This window comes from Pseudarthrobacter lactosi (genome assembly GCF_055412785.1).
This window is the reverse complement of sequence record NZ_JBVAYS010000001.1, coordinates 1478884-1497555: the sequence shown is the minus strand read 5'-3', so window position 1 is coordinate 1497555 and position 18672 is coordinate 1478884. Positions and strand designations below refer to the sequence as shown.

10 protein-coding genes are annotated in these 18672 nt (G+C 63.1%); 8 read left to right on the top strand and 2 right to left on the bottom strand.

From position 1 onward, the window contains the following. The first annotated feature begins 174 nt into the window (after positions 1 to 174). From rpoB to tuf, 6 genes are all read left to right on the top strand, one after another. Entirely contained in the window at positions 175 to 3684 is a 3510-nt protein-coding gene (gene rpoB / locus ACZY0Q_RS06875; protein ID WP_463915389.1) for a DNA-directed RNA polymerase subunit beta, read from the top strand. A 111-nt stretch (positions 3685 to 3795) separates the two neighbouring features. Then, positions 3796 to 7695, top strand: coding sequence for a DNA-directed RNA polymerase subunit beta' (locus ACZY0Q_RS06870; protein WP_354222843.1), 3900 nt, complete (start codon positions 3796 to 3798; stop codon positions 7693 to 7695). Between the two features lie 333 nt (positions 7696 to 8028). After that, positions 8029 to 8403 carry a 30S ribosomal protein S12 gene (rpsL, locus tag ACZY0Q_RS06865; protein ID WP_011692814.1) on the top strand — a complete coding sequence of 125 codons (375 nt, stop codon included), beginning with the start codon at positions 8029 to 8031 and terminating at the stop codon, positions 8401 to 8403. Position 8404: 1 nt separating this feature from the next. Next, a complete protein-coding gene (rpsG, locus tag ACZY0Q_RS06860) occupies positions 8405 to 8875 on the top strand; it encodes a 30S ribosomal protein S7 (protein WP_011692813.1) in 471 nt (156 codons plus the stop codon). A gap of 69 nt (positions 8876 to 8944) precedes the next feature. Continuing rightward, the gene (gene fusA / locus ACZY0Q_RS06855; RefSeq protein ID WP_463915388.1) at positions 8945 to 11059 is read left to right on the top strand and encodes an elongation factor G; all 2115 of its coding nucleotides are present in this window, start codon (positions 8945 to 8947) and stop codon (positions 11057 to 11059) included. Positions 11060 to 11304: 245 nt separating this feature from the next. After that, positions 11305 to 12495 carry an elongation factor Tu gene (tuf, locus tag ACZY0Q_RS06850; RefSeq protein WP_056344396.1) on the top strand — a complete coding sequence of 397 codons (1191 nt, stop codon included), beginning with the start codon at positions 11305 to 11307 and terminating at the stop codon, positions 12493 to 12495. Between the two features lie 197 nt (positions 12496 to 12692). Here tuf and ACZY0Q_RS06845 read toward each other — a convergent pair whose 3' ends face one another. Beyond that, positions 12693 to 12968 carry a hypothetical protein gene (locus tag ACZY0Q_RS06845; RefSeq protein ID WP_463915387.1) on the bottom strand — a complete coding sequence of 92 codons (276 nt, stop codon included), beginning with the start codon at positions 12966 to 12968 and terminating at the stop codon, positions 12693 to 12695. Here ACZY0Q_RS06845 and ACZY0Q_RS06840 point away from each other — a divergent pair. Both ACZY0Q_RS06840 and ACZY0Q_RS06835 read left to right on the top strand, forming a co-directional pair. After that, positions 12961 to 16986 (top strand): hypothetical protein, encoded by a 4026-nt coding sequence (locus ACZY0Q_RS06840; protein ID WP_463915386.1) that lies wholly within the window; start codon positions 12961 to 12963, stop codon positions 16984 to 16986. The genes ACZY0Q_RS06845 and ACZY0Q_RS06840 overlap by 8 nt on opposite strands. Positions 16987 to 17016: 30 nt before the next feature. Further along, positions 17017 to 17142, top strand: coding sequence for a hypothetical protein (locus ACZY0Q_RS06835; RefSeq protein WP_255527485.1), 126 nt, complete (start codon positions 17017 to 17019; stop codon positions 17140 to 17142). Positions 17143 to 17218: 76 nt separating this feature from the next. Here the strand turns inward: ACZY0Q_RS06835 and ACZY0Q_RS06830 are convergent, their stop codons facing one another. Next, a complete protein-coding gene (locus ACZY0Q_RS06830) occupies positions 17219 to 18670 on the bottom strand; it encodes a GH1 family beta-glucosidase (RefSeq protein ID WP_463915385.1) in 1452 nt (483 codons plus the stop codon). Between the last annotated feature and the right edge of the window lie 2 nt (positions 18671 to 18672).

Here is an 18672-nt window from a genome sequence, read left to right as displayed (position 1 = left end):
GCGGTGGGCTTTGCCTGGCAGCTGACCATCAACGTGCCGTCAACAACGTCATTGTATGGAAAGCCCCGGCCCGGGTCATATAGCGGAACCGGATGGTAGCACTGCGGAGTCATTCCGCAGGGTGCACAGCGGGGGAGATCTGAAAACGCCTGAAGGTCTGTGGAAGGATCCCTCTTGGTCGCCTCGAGCACCTCTAATAACGAAACCGCTAACACCGCCGACAGCACTGATGGTGCCACTCGCCGGCTCTCATTCGCAAAGATTCACGAACCGCTGGACGTTCCGAATCTTCTTGCCCTGCAGACGGACAGCTTCGACTGGCTGGTCGGAAACGAACGCTGGCAGGCGCGCGTAGCGAAGGCCGTCGAAGAAAACGATCTCAGCGTCGCCACCTCGTCCGGACTGTCGGACATCTTTGAAGAGATCTCCCCGATCGAGGACTTCCAGGGCACCATGTCCCTGAGCTTCTCCGATCCGGAGTTCGCTGACCCGAAGTACACCATGGCCGAGTGCAAGGACCGGGACGCTACGTACTCGGCGCCTCTGTACGTTAAGGCCGAGTTCATGAACAACAACACGGGCGAAATCAAGCAGCAGACCGTGTTCATGGGCGACTTCCCCCTCATGACGGAGAAGGGCACCTTCGTCGTCAACGGCACCGAGCGTGTGGTCGTCTCCCAGCTTGTCCGTTCACCGGGCGCCTACTTTGAGCGCACCGCCGACAAGACCAGTGACAAGGACATCTTCACTGCCAAGATCATCCCGTCCCGCGGTGCATGGTTTGAACTCGAGATCGACAAGCGCGACCAGGTCGGCGTTCGCCTCGACCGCAAGCGCAAGCAGTCCGTCACCGTTCTGCTGAAGGCCCTCGGCTGGACCGAAGGCCAGATCCTCGAAGAGTTCGGCCAGTACGACTCCATGCGCGCAACGCTGGAGAAGGACGCCACCGAGACCCGCGAAGACGCTTTGCTGGACATCTACCGGAAGCTGCGACCGGGCGAGCCGCCCACAGTCGAGGCTGCCCAGTCCCTCCTGGACAACCTGTACTTCAACTCCAAGCGCTACGATCTGGCCAAGGTCGGCCGTTACAAGATCAACCGCAAGCTTGGCATCGACCGCTCCCTTGGCGACAAGGAAGCTTCGGTCCTGCACGTTGAAGACATCGTGGCCATGATCAAGTTCCTGGTTGCCCTGCACGCCGGCGAGAAGACCCTCACGGGCAAGCGCGACGGCCAGGACCACGAACTGCGCGTCGATATCGATGACATCGACCACTTCGGCAACCGTCGTATCCGCGCCGTCGGCGAGCTCATCGAGAACCAGGTCCGCACCGGCCTGTCCCGTATGGAGCGCGTTGTCCGCGAGCGTATGACCACCCAGGACGTCGAGGCCATCACGCCGCAGACACTGATCAACATCCGCCCCGTCGTTGCAGCCATCAAGGAGTTCTTCGGAACTTCCCAGCTGTCACAGTTCATGGACCAGAACAACCCGCTGTCGGGTCTGACCCACAAGCGCCGTCTGTCCGCGCTTGGCCCGGGTGGTCTGTCCCGTGACCGCGCAGGCATGGAAGTTCGAGACGTTCACCCGTCCCACTACGGGCGTATGTGCCCCATCGAAACCCCTGAAGGCCCGAACATTGGTCTGATCGGTTCGCTGGCATCCTACGGCCGCATCAACCCGTTCGGCTTTATCGAGACTCCTTACCGTCTCGTCGCTGAAGGCGTTGTCTCCGATGAGGTCCAGTACCTCACGGCCGACGACGAGGCAGAGGTCCTGATCGCTCAGGCCAACGCTCCGCTGGATGAGAACAAGAAGTTCGCCGAAGAGACCGTCCTGGTCCGCGCCCGTGGTGGTGGAGGCGAGCCTGTGCTCGTTCCCGCCGGCGAGGTCGAGTTCATGGACGTTTCCCCGCGCCAGATGGTGTCCGTGGCTACGGCCCTGATCCCGTTCCTCGAGCATGACGATGCAAACCGCGCACTCATGGGTGCCAACATGCAGCGCCAGGCCGTGCCGCTGGTCCGTTCCGAGGCCCCGTTCGTGGGCACCGGCATGGAGCGCGCCGCCGCCGTCGACGCCGGTGATGTCACCATCGCGAAGAAGGCCGGTGTGGTTACCGAGGTCTCCGCTGAGCTCGTCATCATGCTTAACGACGACGGTACGGAAACCAACTACCGCATCAACAAGTTCGCACGCTCCAACCAGGGCAACTGCTACAACAACCGTGTCCTGGTGAACGAAGGCCAGCGCCTCGAAGTCGGCGGCATCATCGCTGACGGTCCGGCAACGGACCAGGGCGAACTCGCCCTCGGTAAGAACCTGCTCGTGGCATTCATGTCATGGGAAGGCCACAACTTCGAGGACGCCATCATCCTCTCGCAGCGCATTGTTGCCGAGGACGTCCTTTCCTCCATCCACATCGAGGAGCACGAGATCGATGCCCGCGACACCAAGCTTGGTGCCGAGGAAATCACCCGTGACATCCCCAACGTGTCCGAGGAAGTCCTGGCAGGCCTGGACGAGCGCGGCATCATCCACATCGGTGCCGAGGTTGAAGCCGGCGACATCCTGGTCGGAAAGGTCACCCCGAAGGGTGAAACCGAACTGACCCCGGAAGAGCGCCTGCTGCGCGCCATCTTCGGTGAGAAGTCCCGCGAAGTGCGCGACACCTCCCTGAAGGTTCCGCACGGCGAGTCCGGCACCGTCATCGGCGTCCGCGTCTTCGACCGCGACAACGACGACGAACTGCCCCCCGGCGTGAACCAGCTGGTGCGCGTCTACGTGGCTGCCAAGCGCAAGATCACCGACGGCGACAAGCTCGCCGGCCGTCACGGCAACAAGGGTGTTATCTCCAAGATCCTCCCGATCGAGGACATGCCCTTCCTTGCCGACGGTACCCCCGTTGATATTGTCCTGAACCCGCTGGGTGTTCCGGGCCGTATGAACGTCGGCCAGGTGCTGGAAACGCACCTCGGCTGGGTTGCCAAGACCGGTTGGAAGATCGAAGGCGAGCCCGAGTGGATGAAGCAGCTGCCGAACCTGCCGCGCGAGAGTGGCTCGACCACTGTTGCAACGCCGGTGTTCGACGGCGCCCGTGAGGAAGAAATCACGGGTCTGCTGGACTCCACCAACGTCACCCGCGACGGCGACCGCCTGATCAACTCCTCAGGCAAGACCCGCCTCTTTGACGGCCGCTCCGGCGAGCCGTTCCCGGATCCGATCTCGGTCGGCTACATGTACATCCTGAAGCTCCACCACCTGGTGGACGACAAGATCCACGCCCGTTCCACTGGCCCGTACTCCATGATCACGCAGCAGCCGCTGGGTGGTAAGGCACAGTTCGGTGGCCAGCGCTTCGGTGAGATGGAAGTGTGGGCGCTCGAAGCTTATGGCGCCGCGTACACCCTCCAGGAACTCCTCACCATCAAGTCGGATGATATCCACGGTCGTGTCAAGGTCTACGAAGCAATCGTCAAGGGCGAGAACATCCCCGAGCCGGGCGTTCCTGAGTCCTTCAAGGTCTTGATCAAGGAAATGCAGTCGCTGTGCCTGAACGTGGAAGTACTCTCCACGGACGGAACCACAATTGAAATGCGTGACTCTGATGACGCAGTCTTCACGGCTGCGGAAGAACTGGGCATCGATCTGTCTCGTGCAGAGCCCAGTTCCGTAGAAGAGGTTTAGCAGAGCGTCCGGGGAAGGCAGACGGCGCCGCCGCGCTGCCTTTCCAGGACCTCTCCCTCTTCCCGTAACCAAGACTTCAGAATTTAGAGAACAAGAGAGAACAGGGACCATATGTCCAGCGAATCCTCCTTCGGCCTCATGCAGATCGGCCTCGCCACCGCGGATGACATCCGTGGCTGGTCTTACGGCGAGGTTAAGAAGCCGGAAACCATCAACTACCGCACGCTCAAGCCCGAGAAGGACGGCCTCTTCTGCGAGAAGATCTTCGGCCCTTCCCGCGACTGGGAATGCTACTGCGGTAAGTACAAGCGCGTGCGCTTCAAGGGCATCATCTGCGAGCGGTGTGGCGTTGAAGTCACCCGTGCGAAGGTCCGCCGTGAGCGCATGGGCCACATCGAGCTGGCCGCCCCGGTCACGCACATCTGGTACTTCAAGGGTGTTCCGTCCCGTCTGGGCTACCTCCTTGACCTGGCACCGAAGGACCTCGAAAAGGTCATTTACTTCGCTGCCTACATGATCACCAGCGTCGACGCCGACAGCCGCCACGAGGAACTGCCCAACCTGCAGGTTGAGCACGACATCGAGAAGAAGCAGCTGATCGACAACCGCGACTCCGACATCGCCACGATCGCCCGTGACCTCGAAAACGAGATCGCGCGCCTCGAAGGTGAAGGTGCCAAGGCTGCCGACAAGAAGAAGGCCCGCGACTCCGCGGACCGTCAGATGGCGAACGTGCGTAAGCGCGCCGATGCCGAGATCGAACGCCTCGAGCAGGTCTGGGACCGTTTCAAGAACCTCAAGGTCGCAGACCTCGAAGGCGACGAAGGCCTCTACCGCGAGCTGCGCGACCGCTACGGCATGTACTTCGAAGGCTCCATGGGTGCCGAAGCCATCAAGAAGCGTCTTGAGAACTTCGACATGCAGGCCGAGTCTGACCTGCTGCGCGACATCATTGCCAACGGCAAGGGCCAGCGCAAGACCCGCGCCCTGAAGCGCCTGAAGGTGGTCAACGCGTTCCTGACCACCAACAACAGCCCGCTCGGCATGGTCCTGGACGCCGTCCCGGTGATCCCGCCGGAACTGCGCCCGATGGTCCAGCTGGACGGTGGCCGCTTCGCGACCTCCGACCTCAACGACCTCTACCGTCGTGTGATCAACCGCAACAACCGCCTCAAGCGCCTGCTTGATCTCGGTGCCCCGGAGATCATCGTCAACAACGAGAAGCGCATGCTTCAGGAAGCTGTTGACAGCCTCTTCGACAACGGCCGTCGCGGCCGTCCGGTCACCGGTCCTGGCAACCGTCCGCTGAAGTCCCTGAGCGACATGCTCAAGGGCAAGCAGGGCCGTTTCCGCCAGAACCTCCTCGGCAAGCGCGTTGACTACTCCGGCCGTTCGGTCATCGTTGTCGGCCCGCAGCTGAAGCTGCACCAGTGTGGCCTGCCCAAGCAGATGGCACTGGAGCTCTTCAAGCCGTTCGTGATGAAGCGCCTGGTTGACCTCAACCACGCACAGAACATCAAGTCGGCTAAGCGTATGGTCGAGCGTTACCGTCCGCAGGTCTGGGACGTGCTGGAAGAGATCATCACCGAACACCCGGTGCTGCTCAACCGTGCACCCACCCTGCACCGCCTCGGCATCCAGGCCTTCGAACCGCAGCTTGTTGAAGGTAAGGCAATCCAGCTCCACCCGCTGGTTTGTGGCGCCTTCAATGCTGACTTCGACGGTGACCAGATGGCAGTCCACCTGCCGCTGAGCCCCGAGGCCCAGGCTGAGGCACGCATCCTGATGCTGTCCTCGAACAACATCCTGAAGCCGTCCGACGGCCGCCCGGTCACCCTGCCTTCGCAGGATATGATCATCGGCCTCTACCACCTGACCACCAAGCGTGTCGGTTCAGCTGGCGAAGGCCGCGTCTTCTCTTCGGTTTCGGAAGCCATCATGGCCTACGACCTCCGCGAGCTGCACTTGAACTCGCAGGTCCGGATCCGTCTCGAAGGCTTCGTTCCGTACGCGGGCTGGGAAGCCCCGGAAGGCTGGGAAGCCGGCCAGCCGGTAATCGTCCAGACCTCCCTGGGACAGGTCATCTTCAACCAGACGCTGCCGGCGGATTACCCGTGGGTTGAGAACGTTGCGGACAAGGGCGAACTGTCCACGATCGTCAACGATCTCGCCGAGCGCTACCCGAAGGTGGTTACGGCGGCAACGCTGGACAACCTGAAGGACGCCGGTTTCTACTGGGCCACCCGCTCGGGCGTTACCGTCGCCATCTCGGACATCGAGGTACCCAAGGACAAGCCGCGGATCCTCGCCGGTTACGAAACCATGGCTGCCAAGATCCAGGGCCAGTACGACAAGGGCCTGATCGACGACGACGAGCGTCGCCAGGAACTGATCGAGATCTGGAACAAGGCAACCAACGAAATCGCGCAGGTGATGCGTGACAACCTGTCGCCGATGAACACCATCAACCGCATGGTGTCCTCCGGTGCACGTGGTAACTGGATGCAGGTCCGTCAGATCGCGGGTATCCGTGGCCTGGTGGCCAACCCTAAGGGTGAAATCATCCCGCGTCCCATCAAGTCCTCCTACCGCGAGGGCCTGTCGGTGCTGGAATACTTCATCGCCACGCACGGTGCCCGTAAGGGTCTGGCTGACACCGCGCTGCGTACCGCCAACTCGGGTTACCTGACCCGTCGTCTGGTGGACGTGTCGCAGGACGTCATCGTCCGCGAAGAGGACTGCGGCACCGAGCGCGGCCTGGTCACGGCAATCGCCGTGCCCGACGCCAACGGCGAGCTGGTCCTGGACGAGAACGTCGAGAACAGCGCCTACGCCCGTACGCTCGCTGTTGATGTTGTGGACTCCAAGGGCAATGTCCTTGCGGCCGGCGGCACCGACTGCGGCGACGTCGTTATCGCTGAACTGTTCGCAGCCGGCATCACCGAGGTCAAGGTCCGCTCCGTACTCACCTGTGAGTCCAGCGTTGGCACCTGCGCCCTGTGCTACGGCCGTTCACTGGCCACCGGCAAGACCGTGGACATCGGCGAGGCTGTCGGCATCATCGCCGCACAGTCCATCGGTGAGCCCGGTACCCAGCTGACCATGCGTACGTTCCACACCGGTGGTGCTGTTTCCGCCAGCGGTGGCGACGACATCACCCAGGGTCTGCCCCGTATCCAGGAGCTCTTCGAAGCCCGTACTCCGAAGGGTGTCGCACCGATTGCTGAAGCAGCCGGCCGCATCGCCATCGAAGAGTCCGAGCGTCAGATGCGCCTGGTTATCACCCCGGATGACGGCTCTGAAGAGATCGCCTACCCGGTACTGCGCCGTTCACGCCTCCTCATCGAGGATGGCGAGCACGTCACAGTAGGCCAGAAGCTCATCAACGGTCCGGTGGATCCCAAGCAGGTTCTGCGCATCATGGGTCCCCGTGCCGCGCAGAAGTTCCTGGTGGACGAGGTCCAGGGCGTGTACCGCAGCCAGGGCATCGGTATCCACGACAAGCACGTCGAGGTTATCGTCCGCCAGATGCTGCGCCGCGTCACGGTCATCGAGTCCGGCGAATCGGATCTGCTCCCCGGCGAGCTCGCCGAGCGCAGCCGCTTCGAGGAGGCCAACCGCCGTGTTGTCTCCGAGGGCAAGACTCCGGCTTCCGGACGTCCTGAGCTCATGGGCATCACCAAGGCGTCCCTGGCCACCGAGTCCTGGCTGTCGGCAGCTTCCTTCCAGGAGACCACCCGCGTCCTGACGCAGGCGGCCATGGAAGGCAAGAGCGACCCGCTGCTCGGCCTCAAGGAGAACGTCATCATCGGTAAGCTGATCCCGGCTGGCACGGGTCTCCCGCGCTACACCGAGGTCACCGTGGAGCCCACTGAAGAAGCAAAGGCCAACCTGTTCACCGGCCCCAGCGCATTCAGTGACTTCTCGTACGACTCCCTGGGCGGCGACGGAGCTCCTGAGTTCCACGCCATCCCGCTGGATGACTACGATCTCGGCAACGATTTCCGCTAGTCGATTGCGTTGAAAGGCCCCGCTTCCACTCCGTGGAGGCGGGGCCTTTCGTCTACACCCGTTTAAGGGCCTGGGTCCAGCCGTGCTAGACTTTGTGTAATTGTTCTGTGTGGCAGTGGATGAAGGCCGCCGCAGCATCATTTTGGTTTTGTTCTCATGATGCTGGGTGGAGCTTGTTTCCGGGTTGCGGGTAAGGTGCGCAACGAATGCCACGCTTTTGCACGCCTACGCACGCTTCCAGAGCCGCAGCTGCAAGGAACAACGCCAAAACCATTGTGCTCAGGCTGGCGCCTGAGCGTGAAGGTAGAGATCAAACCAACGGAGAACACGAGAGTGCCTACGATTAACCAGCTGGTCCGCAAGGGCCGCACGCCTAAGGTCAAAAAGACCAAGGCTCCCGCGCTTAACGGCAGCCCGATGCGCCGCGGTGTTTGCACCCGCGTTTACACCACCACCCCCAAGAAGCCGAACTCGGCTCTTCGTAAGGTTGCACGTGTGCGCCTCAACGGTGGCGTTGAAGTTACCGCTTACATCCCCGGTGTAGGCCACAACCTGCAGGAGCACTCCATTGTGCTCGTTCGCGGCGGTCGCGTGAAGGACCTCCCCGGTGTCCGTTACAAGATCGTCCGTGGCGCCCTCGATACCCAGGGTGTGAAGAACCGTAAGCAGGCACGCAGCCGTTACGGCGCAAAGATGGAGAAGAAGTAATATGCCTCGCAAGGGTCCGGCCCCCAAGCGGCCGCTCGTACTAGATCCCGTTTACGGCTCCCCGTTGGTCACGCAGCTGATCAACAAGGTGCTGGTTGACGGCAAGAAGTCCACCGCAGAGCGCATTGTTTACGGTGCCCTCGAAGGCGCCCGCGCCAAGTCCGGCGGCGACCCCGTAGCAGCCCTCAAGAAGGCCATGGAGAACGTCAAGCCTTCCCTCGAGGTCCGCTCACGCCGCGTTGGTGGCGCCACCTACCAGGTTCCGGTTGAGGTCAAGCCGGGCCGCTCCACCGCCCTCGCCCTGCGTTGGCTGGTTGGCTACTCCAAGGCCCGCCGGGAAAAGACCATGACCGAGCGCCTCCAGAACGAAATCCTGGATGCCTCCAACGGTCTCGGTGCCGCTGTGAAGCGTCGCGAAGACACCCACAAGATGGCCGAGTCCAACAAGGCCTTCGCACACTACCGCTGGTAATACTTCCCGGACGCCGCCGGCTCGACTGAGCCGGCGGCGAACGCGTAGTCCATCCGAAAGGGAGACACCGTGGCACAGGACGTGCTTACAGACCTTAGTAAGGTCCGCAACATCGGCATCATGGCCCACATCGATGCTGGCAAGACCACCACCACCGAGCGCATTCTGTTCTACACAGGTGTGAACCACAAGATCGGCGAAACGCACGACGGCGCTTCGACGACTGACTGGATGGAACAGGAAAAGGAGCGCGGCATCACCATCACGTCTGCCGCCGTGACCTGTTTCTGGGACAACAACCAGATCAACATCATTGACACCCCCGGCCACGTTGACTTCACCGTCGAGGTTGAGCGCTCACTGCGCGTCCTCGACGGCGCCGTTGCCGTGTTCGATGGTAAAGAGGGCGTCGAGCCCCAGTCTGAGACCGTTTGGCGCCAGGCTGACAAGTACAACGTTCCGCGTATCTGCTTCGTCAACAAGATGGACAAGCTCGGTGCTGATTTCTACTACACGGTAGATACCATCATCAGCCGCCTCGGTGCCAAGCCGCTCGTTATGCAGCTGCCGATCGGTGCCGAGAACGACTTCATCGGCGTTGTCGACATCCTGGAAATGCGCGCGTTGGTATGGCCGGGCGACTCCAAGGGTGACGTCACCATGGGTGCCAAGTACGAGGTCCAGGAGATCCCCGCGGATCTGCTGGAGAAGGCCAAGGAATACCGGGCTGCCCTCGTTGAGACGGTGGCTGACGCTACCGAAGAGCTCATGGAGAAGTACCTCGAAGGTGAAGAACTCACCGTCGAGGAGCTCAAGGCCGGCATCCGCAAGATGACGATCAACTCTGAGCTCTACCCGGTCTTCTGTGGCTCCGCGTTCAAGAACCGCGGCGTTCAGCCGATGCTTGACGCCGTGGTTGACTACCTGCCGAACCCGCTCGACGTTCCGCCGATGATCGGTCACGATCCTCGCGACGAAGAGAAGGAACTCACGCGCGCGCCTTCCTCCGAGGAGCCGTTCTCGGCTCTGGCGTTCAAGATTGCTGCGCACCCGTTCTTCGGCCAGCTCACCTTCATCCGCGTGTACTCCGGTCACGTCGAAGCGGGTGCCCAGGTGGTCAACTCCACCAAGGGCAAGAAGGAGCGCATCGGCAAGCTGTTCCAGATGCACGCCAACAAGGAAATGCCCGTTGAGGGCGCTACCGCCGGCCACATCTACGCAGCGATCGGGCTGAAGGACACCACCACGGGCGACACCCTGTGTGACTCCGCCGCCCAGATCGTCCTCGAGTCCATGAGCTTCCCGGAGCCTGTGATCTCGGTTGCCATCGAACCGAACACCAAGGGTGACCAGGAGAAGCTCTCACTGGCTATCCAGAAGCTCTCCGCTGAGGACCCGACCTTCCAGGTTTCCCTCAACGAAGACACCGGTCAGACCATCATCGCCGGCATGGGCGAGCTTCACCTGGATATCCTGGTGGACCGCATGCGCCGCGAATTCAAGGTCGAGGCCAACGTCGGCAAGCCGCAGGTCGCTTACCGCGAAACCATCAAGAATGTTGTTGCGCGTCACGACTACACGCACAAGAAGCAGACCGGTGGTTCGGGTCAGTTCGCAAAGATCCAGATTGCCATTGGGCCGCTGGATACTTCCGAGGGCGAGCTCTACGAGTTCGAGAACAAGGTCACCGGTGGCCGTATTCCGCGCGAATACATCCCGTCGGTTGACGCCGGTATCCAGGATGCACTGAACGACGGCGTCCTGGCCGGTTACCCGGTTGTTGGCATCAAGGCGACGCTGATTGACGGCGCTTACCACGATGTTGACTCTTCGGAAATGGCGTTCAAGATCGCCGGGCGTATGGCTTTCAAGGAAGCCGCACGCAAGGCGAACCCCATTCTGCTCGAACCGCTGATGGATGTAGAGGTCCGCACCCCTGAGGAATACATGGGTGAAGTAATCGGTGACCTCAACTCCCGCCGTGGCCAGATGCAGTCCATGGAAGACGCACAGGGTGTCAAGGTCATCCGTGCGCACGTCCCGCTGTCCGGCATGTTCGGCTACATCGGTGACCTGCGCTCGAAGACCCAGGGCCGCGCTGTGTACTCCATGACGTTCCACAGCTACGCGGAGGTCCCCAAGGCATTTGCCGACGAGATCATCCAGAAGAATCGCGGCGAGTAGTCTCCGGACTTTCGCAGCAAAAACTCGGGTGCGTTTCCGGTTCACGGAAACTCACCTGGTGCAGGTGGCCGGGTTCGGTCCTGCCGGGCCCCGGCCACCTGCACGAACAGGCTCTAGGGACTAGTATTAGTTCCTGAATCTGCAATTTCACCAATCCAAAGCCCCCCAAGTAGACTTGCCTGAGTTTCTGCCGCGATAAGCGCGGTTGAAGGGTAAGTCATTTGAAAACGTTCTAGGAGGAACCTGTGGCAAAGGCAAAGTTCGAGCGGACTAAGCCGCACGTCAACATCGGCACCATTGGTCACGTTGACCACGGTAAGACGACGCTGACTGCCGCCATTTCCAAGGTGCTGTACGACAAGTACCCGACTCTCAACGAGCAGCGCGACTTCGCGTCGATTGACTCTGCTCCGGAAGAGCGCCAGCGTGGCATCACGATCAACATTTCCCACGTTGAGTACCAGACCGAGAAGCGCCACTACGCACACGTAGACGCTCCGGGTCACGCTGACTACATCAAGAACATGATCACCGGTGCTGCACAGATGGACGGTGCAATCCTCGTGGTTGCCGCCACTGACGGCCCGATGGCTCAGACCCGCGAGCACGTTCTGCTTGCCCGCCAGGTTGGCGTTCCCTACCTGCTGGTCGCGCTGAACAAGTCCGACATGGTTGATGACGAAGAGCTGCTGGACCTCGTTGAAATGGAAGTTCGTGAGCTGCTTTCGGCTCAGGGCTTCGATGGCGATGAGGCACCGGTTGTTCGCGTTTCCGGTCTGAAGGCTCTCGAAGGCGACCCCATCTGGGTCAAGTCCGTTGAGGACCTGATGGCTGCTGTTGACGAGTCCGTTCCGGACCCGGTACGTGACCGTGACAAGCCGTTCCTGATGCCTATCGAGGACGTCTTCACCATCACCGGCCGTGGCACCGTTGTTACGGGCCGCGCCGAGCGTGGCACCCTCGCCATCAACTCCGAGGTCGAGATCGTCGGCATCCGTCCGGTCCAGAAGACCACGGTTACCGGTATCGAGATGTTCCACAAGCAGCTCGACGAAGCATGGGCCGGCGAGAACTGTGGCCTCCTGCTCCGCGGTCTGAAGCGCGATGACGTAGAGCGTGGCCAGGTTGTCGTCAAGCCGGGTTCCATCACCCCGCACACCGACTTCGAGGCCAACGTCTACATCCTCTCCAAGGATGAAGGCGGACGCCACAACCCGTTCTACTCGAACTACCGCCCGCAGTTCTACTTCCGCACCACGGACGTAACCGGCGTTATCACCCTGCCGGAAGGCACGGAAATGGTTATGCCTGGCGACAACACTGAGATGACCGTTGCGCTCATCCAGCCCATCGCCATGGAAGAGGGCCTCGGCTTCGCTATCCGCGAAGGCGGCCGCACCGTTGGTTCAGGACGCGTTACCAAGATCATCAAGTAATAACTTGTTGATTACGGAGCCGATGGCCGTCTGACGGCTTGACGCAAAGTTTGGAACAGCCCCGCTGCTAGTGCAGCGGGGCTGTTCTTTGTTACTATTAATCCAATCAATGGATTTACTGTGCAGGCAGGCCTGCCCTTTGGAGGGAATGCCGTGAGGGACGAATCTTATGAAGCGGGTTACCGTGCCGGTCACCTTCAGGGGTGGCTTGACGCCGTGGCCAAGCTCCAGGCGCCAAGCCAGCCAGGTAGGGGCGCCACGCCAGCGGCAGGTTCCGCCGGCGCAGACTCGCCGCTGGGGGAGGTCCCGGCTGTGCGGGGAGGTGCGACGGCGGCAGCCAGCAACGTGCCTACGGCGGCTACATCAGTGCCCGCCGGAGTCAGCATCCCTCTGGCGCCGGCGTTGCCTTTGGCGGCAGTTTCGCCTGCACCGCCGGGGTCAGGGCCGGTATCACCTTCTGAACGAATGGTCACCCTGGCAACCCCTGTTTCGGCGCCCGCTTCGCCTCCATCAAACAGCGCGCCTGCGCCGCGCGGGATTCCGCCACAGTCTCCGGCAGCGTCGTTCCAGACCTATCCGGAGACACCTGCCGAGAGCCGGGCCCGACGTGAAAAGCGGGACCGGCAGAACATCAACGTCACGCTGTACGTGGCCAGCCTGCTGCTGGTGGCTGCAGCAGCGCTCTTCATCGGTACCAGTCTTCCGCCTATGTTGCGTTTTGCCGGTGTCTGCGCAGTCACGGCGCTGTTCTATGGAGCCGGATTTGTGCTGCATGCCAGGGTCCCGCGGCTGAAGCCAGCCGCCGTCGCCTTCACCGGCACCGGGCTCGCCCTGGTTCCCGTGACCGGCCTGGCACTGTACAATTTCGCCTTGCCTCACGGCCCGTCGGCTTGGATGATCACGTCGCTGATCGGCACCGCCGCATATGTTGCAGCGGCGGTGCGGCTGGAGAGCAGGGTCCTCGTGTACCTTTCCCTCACATTCGTGGCCTCCACGGCGTTCTCCGGCGTTTCAGTCCTGGGCGGCGCGCTCGTCTGGTATTTCGCTGTGCTCATAGCCGTCGCCGTGCTGCTGACGTGCCTTGCCCTCGCGCGTCCGCGGTGGCTGCCGCCGGTGTATGCCAGGCCGCTGATGGTCCTGCACCCGTTGGTGGTTCCCGCCGTTGCCGTCGCCGCGACCTGCGTACCCCTACTCTTGGACAAGGCAGAGTACGCCCTGGTCATCGGGATGTGCGGTATCTATTTCGCCCTGATGGCCGCTGTTCCGGGGCGGTTCCGGTTGATCAACTTCTACGCGGCACGGGGTGCCGTCACCGTGGCTGCTGCCGTCGAAATCTGGCATTTGACCGGCCGGGGGAGCGATGCACTCCTCGTTGCCGTCGTACTGTTCGGCGCGCAGGCAGCGGGGCTGGCGCTTCTGTCGGCAAGGCTGACACTGTGGTTCCCCGAGCTGCGGCAGGCTGAATCGTCCGCCGCCCCTAACGGCCCCGCTGCTAACGGCCCCGCTGCCAACGGCCCCGCTGCCAACGGAGCGCGCTGGCAGATCGATGCGCTGGTTACATTCGCTCTCCAACTTGTTGCCACGACGGCGTTCAGCATTCAGAAGATGGCTACTAACTTCTTCGATGCTATTGACGGCTACGGTTCACTCGAAGCTGAGGCAACCGTGCCGCTTTGGGTTCCGGTGGCCGTATCGCTGGCCACGGGCATGGTGCTTGCCGCCAGGTGGGCAGGCCGGGCGGAATGGGCGCCTGTTGCAGCGTTGGCATTGGCCGGCATCGTTTCTCCTTCGATGGGTGCGTGGCCGTTCGCCGGCATGCTGTTCGCTGCGGCCGGTTTCTGGGCGATCCGCGGGGCCGTCGCAGCAGGTGATTTCCGGGGCAGGTTGGTTCTGGGGGCCCGGTTGGCCCTCACGGTTGCTGTTCCAGTATCGGTCGCGGCCGTGGTGGGTGAGGGTCCAGGCCGGGCCGAGGCGTCAGTGTTCGCGCTGTTGCTGACCCTGGTGTGCCAGCAACTTCTTACGGCGCTGCTGGAACGCGCGGGGGTGCGGACGTTGGCGCCAGAGGCAACCCTGGGCGTCTTCGCTGCCGGGGGTGCGGCGGTCCTGGCCGGGCTGCAGGTCTTTGAGACCTCACCGGACCACGGCCTGACGGCCATCGGCCTGCTCATCCAGCTTGCTGTGGCGTTTGCCATAGGAGCTCTGATGGTTCCACGGCCGGCCACGGAAGCGGACTGGGTTGCAACGGTGTGGGAGGCCGCGCCGCTGGGTATGTCCCTAGTGGCCGCGACCGTCGGGTTCCAAGCCGTGTCCCAAGGCACCGGCAACGTGGCGCTGCTGCTGGTGGTGGCGTACCTGGTCATCACGGCGATGCGCCTGCGCCTGCGCCAACACCGCTGGGCGTACTGGTGGTTCGCCCGGGCAGCAGCCACGGTCCTGGCCCTGACTGCTTTTCACCAGCTGGAGCAGGACAGCGGCCCGGTGGTTATCGCCGCCGAAGTGGTCCATCCGGCAACGATCCTGCTGACCGTGCTGGCACTTCAGCTGTGCCTTCCGCTGGTGGCCTCCATCCGCCGTCGTGCTCCCCGCGGGATTCTTGCGGACGCGGGCGCCCTGATCCTTCTCCAACTGGCGGGCAGCGCCAGCCTTGCGCAGGCAGGTTCCGCCGACTGGCAGGGGACCTCAGCTGCAGGACTTGTGGCCCTCGGCGCCGCCGCCGCGGGGTACTTGCTCCGCCGCGAGAGGGCTGCCGCCTGGCTTGCCCCGTTCGCATTTGTTGTCCTGCTGGTCCTCGGCGCTGGCGATGCGCTTCGGGTGGAACTGATCCTCGGTGTCTTCGCGGTTTACTCCACGCTGATGGTGGTGGCCGAGCACCGGCGGGCCAGGAAGGGCTGGTACTTTGTGGCAGCCCGGGTGCTGACCGCAGGCCTGGCCTTGGTCCTCAGCTACGACATCACCGCCTCGCCCACCGTGGTGTCGGTAACCTTTGCCGTCGTGCTCGCGGCCCAGCATGCCGTCCGCTGGGTGATGCGCTCACGGCTGACGGACATCCCCTTCCAGCAGGCCGCAGTCTGGATCACCCTGGCGGGGCAGGCGTTGCTCCCGCTCGCGTACGTGACCAGGCCCGGTGGTTTCGGGCTGCCGGGGCAGGAGGACGACGGCGGCCGCTGGGTAGTGCTGCTGGAACTGGTGATGCTGCTGGTGTCTGCTGTGGTGGCCAGGAGACTCTTCAGTGCCCGGGGGGCCCGCTACTTCGCTGTGTATGCGGGGCTGTTCGGCGTGCTTGCCCTGGGCCCGCTGTTCACGTTCAGCGGGACGTTCCTTGTGACCTCAGTCCTGAGCCACACCGGAACTGCCGTGGCTCTGCTGGGTATTGCGCTGCTCGCGACCGCTGCTGGCATCCTGCGTCGGCGGCAGGACGCCGGCGCCGCGGATGTCGAGCACTGGCTCTGGCTGGTTACCGCCGGCTCCTTTGCCGGTGCTGGGCTGTTGATTTCGCCGTTGGCGGCCGGCTGGGTGACGGGGGCGGCTGTACTGGTCCTGTCAGCGGTGGGCTTTACCGCGTCGCACGTCGAGGACCTGCCGGTCCTGTATCCGCCGGCAGCCTTGGCCGCGCTCGGCGGGTCCGTCGCCTTGGCGGCGGAGGCCTATCCGGATGTTCCGGGCGCCTGGGGCGGGTTCCTGCCGTGGCTGACGGGTGCGGGCGTGGCCTCGGCTGCCCTCTATGCGGTGCGGCTCGTGCGCAGCGACCAGTTGCAGGCTGAGCCGGTGCGTCGTTGGTCGCTGGCCGGCACGGCCTTCCTCGGCCTCGTCCTGGTGGTGTTCGTTGGAATCCGGCACGATGCAACGTCCTGGGCGGCCTCGGCCGTACTGGCTGCCGCCGTCGGAATCTCCTACCGTGAGGCACCAGCGAGGGCGCGAAGGATCGCCCTGGAGGTGGGTGCGTTGTTCCTGACCATGGCGGTCCAGCGTGCCGCCATCTTCGGACTGGACGCGCCGGGTGGAGGCGCGGGCCGGCTTTTGACCGGCCTTCCCAGTCCGTTCTGGGTTGTTCAGTGGTACGTGCTCCTGGCCGCTGTCCTAGGTGGCCTGCGCTACCTCACCGGCAACCAAGTTGCCGGCCGGTTGTTGGTGGGCGCGGCGTCGGTGTTGCTCTCCCTGAGCGGCCTGGGCGTAGTGTTCGGCGGCAACGGTGGCCAGCAACTGTGGGTTCTGGTGCTTCTGGCGCTCCTGCTCACGGCAGGACTTGGCTTGGGGGAACGGCTGTTTGTCTGGTGGGGCGCCGCCGGGGTGGCAGCCTGCATTTTGTGGGCAATGCGGCAGTACACGTTCCTGCTGCTGGCGTTCATCGCCGTCGGGCTGATCGTCTTTGCCGTCTGGCGGTTGAACCGTGGAACGGCCGGCCAAGCGCCGGACGAGGAGCCGGAGATAACCCCTGGTCCAGAGTCCAACCGGCCGTCCAGCGAGGGTAGGGAACCGTCACGCCGGCACTGATACTGTTGCTGACAGCGAGAGGAGTACATCATGGGATGGCTGATTTTTCTGATCATCGCGGTAGCCGTGGTCGCCGGAGTTTTCTGGGCCAAGAAGCATTTCCGCACTGAGATTGACCGCGCCAAGCGCATCAACCGGGCAAACAAGGACAAGTAGCAAGGACGGCCGGCAGGCGTCAGCAGGGCGTTCGCCGGCCGTTCAGTCGGGTGCCAGCCAGTTCAGCCGAGCGGCTTCACGCCGGAGGGCCTTCGCCGGCCAGGGCTTTCCGGGCCTGGCTGAGCGCCCGGTACCAGTAGAACGATTCCTTGGGTGTGCGCTCCAGAGTTTCGAAATCCACGTGCACCAGGCCGAAGCGCTGCGAATACCCTGCAGCCCATTCGAAGTTGTCCATAAAGGTCCAGACGTAGTAGCCGCGGAGGTCCACGTCGTGGGCGATTCCCCCCGGTGCCGTCGCTTCCAGCGCGTGCCGCAGGTGGTCCGCTATGTAATTGATCCGCTGCTGGTCCCGGATGGGGCCGCTTACATGGTCGGGTTCAGGGAAGCTGGCACCACTTTCCGTGATGTAGATCGGCGGCAAGGCATCCCGGTAGCGGTCCTTCAGCTCGCGCAACAGGATGCCTAGATGCTCGGGTGCTACTGGCCACCCGAAACCCGTGGTGCCGTATTCGGGAAACGTCTCTTGGTGGAACGGCACCCGCACCATGGCCTCGGCGGGACCCGTGGGGCTTTCGGCCGGACCCCTGCCGGCAGCCACTTTTGTCGGGTAGTAATAGTTCAGGCCGTAGAAGTCCAAGGGCTGATGGATGGTGCGGAGGTCGGCGTCGGAGATTCTGCCGAAGGACCGGAACCACGGCTTGGCGATGAGCGGCGGGCGCGGGTACCGGCCCAGCAGGACCGGATCGGCATAGATACGGTTGAGCATCAGGTCGAACACCAGGGCGATGTACTTGTCCGTGATTTTCCGGGTTGCCGGCCGGACCGGGGAGTGGAGGTTGGTCACGCCGATTCCGCCGCGGACCCCTGCTGCACGCAGCGCCTGGACGGCCATGCCGTGGGCAAGCAGCTGGTGGTGGACAGCAGGAAACGCGGCGAAGAGGAGATCCCGTCCGGGGGCGTGGACGCCCAGCGCGTAGCCGTTGAGCACCACCGAGGCCGGTTCATTGAGTGTGACCCACTGGTCCACGCGATCACCAAAACGCCGGCCGGCCTCGCCCGCATACTCAGCGAAGCGTTCGGCGGTGGCCCTGTTCATCCAGCCGCCGCGGTGCTCCAAGGGCAGGGGAGTATCCCAGTGGTAGAGGGTGGCCATGGGCGAGATGCCGGCCTCGAGCAGTTGGTCGATCAGGCGGTCGTAGAAGTCCAGGCCCTGTCTATTGAACGCGCCGTGGCCGTCCGGCTGGATCCGCGGCCATGAGATGGAAAAGCGGTAGGAATCGACGCCGAGGTCCCGCATCAGAGCCACATCTTCGGGCGAGCGGTTGTAGTGGTCGCAGGCCACGGCGGGGGAGTGTCCATCGATGATGGCGCCAGGTTTTTCGGAGAAGGCGTCCCAGCCTGAGGGACCCCGTCCGTCAGCGGCGAGGGCGCCTTCGATCTGGAAGGCGGCCGCGGCAACTCCCAGGGTGAACGAGCGGGGCAGACGGCCGGCCAGATCCTGGACGGAAACGTCATGTTCGACGGTCATCC

Excerpts from the sequence above, each read along its gene's own strand:
- ACZY0Q_RS06830 (WP_463915385.1), bottom strand. The coding sequence starts at position 18,670 with ATGACCGTCGAACATGACGTTTCCGTCCAGGATCTGGCCGGCCGTCTG.
- rpsG (WP_011692813.1), top strand. The coding sequence starts at position 8,405 with ATGCCTCGCAAGGGTCCGGCCCCCAAGCGGCCGCTCGTACTAGATCCC.
- ACZY0Q_RS06835 (WP_255527485.1), top strand. The coding sequence starts at position 17,017 with ATGGGATGGCTGATTTTTCTGATCATCGCGGTAGCCGTGGTCGCCGGA.
- ACZY0Q_RS06840 (WP_463915386.1), top strand. The coding sequence starts at position 12,961 with ATGGTCACCCTGGCAACCCCTGTTTCGGCGCCCGCTTCGCCTCCATCA.
- ACZY0Q_RS06870 (WP_354222843.1), top strand. The coding sequence starts at position 3,796 with ATGTCCAGCGAATCCTCCTTCGGCCTCATGCAGATCGGCCTCGCCACC.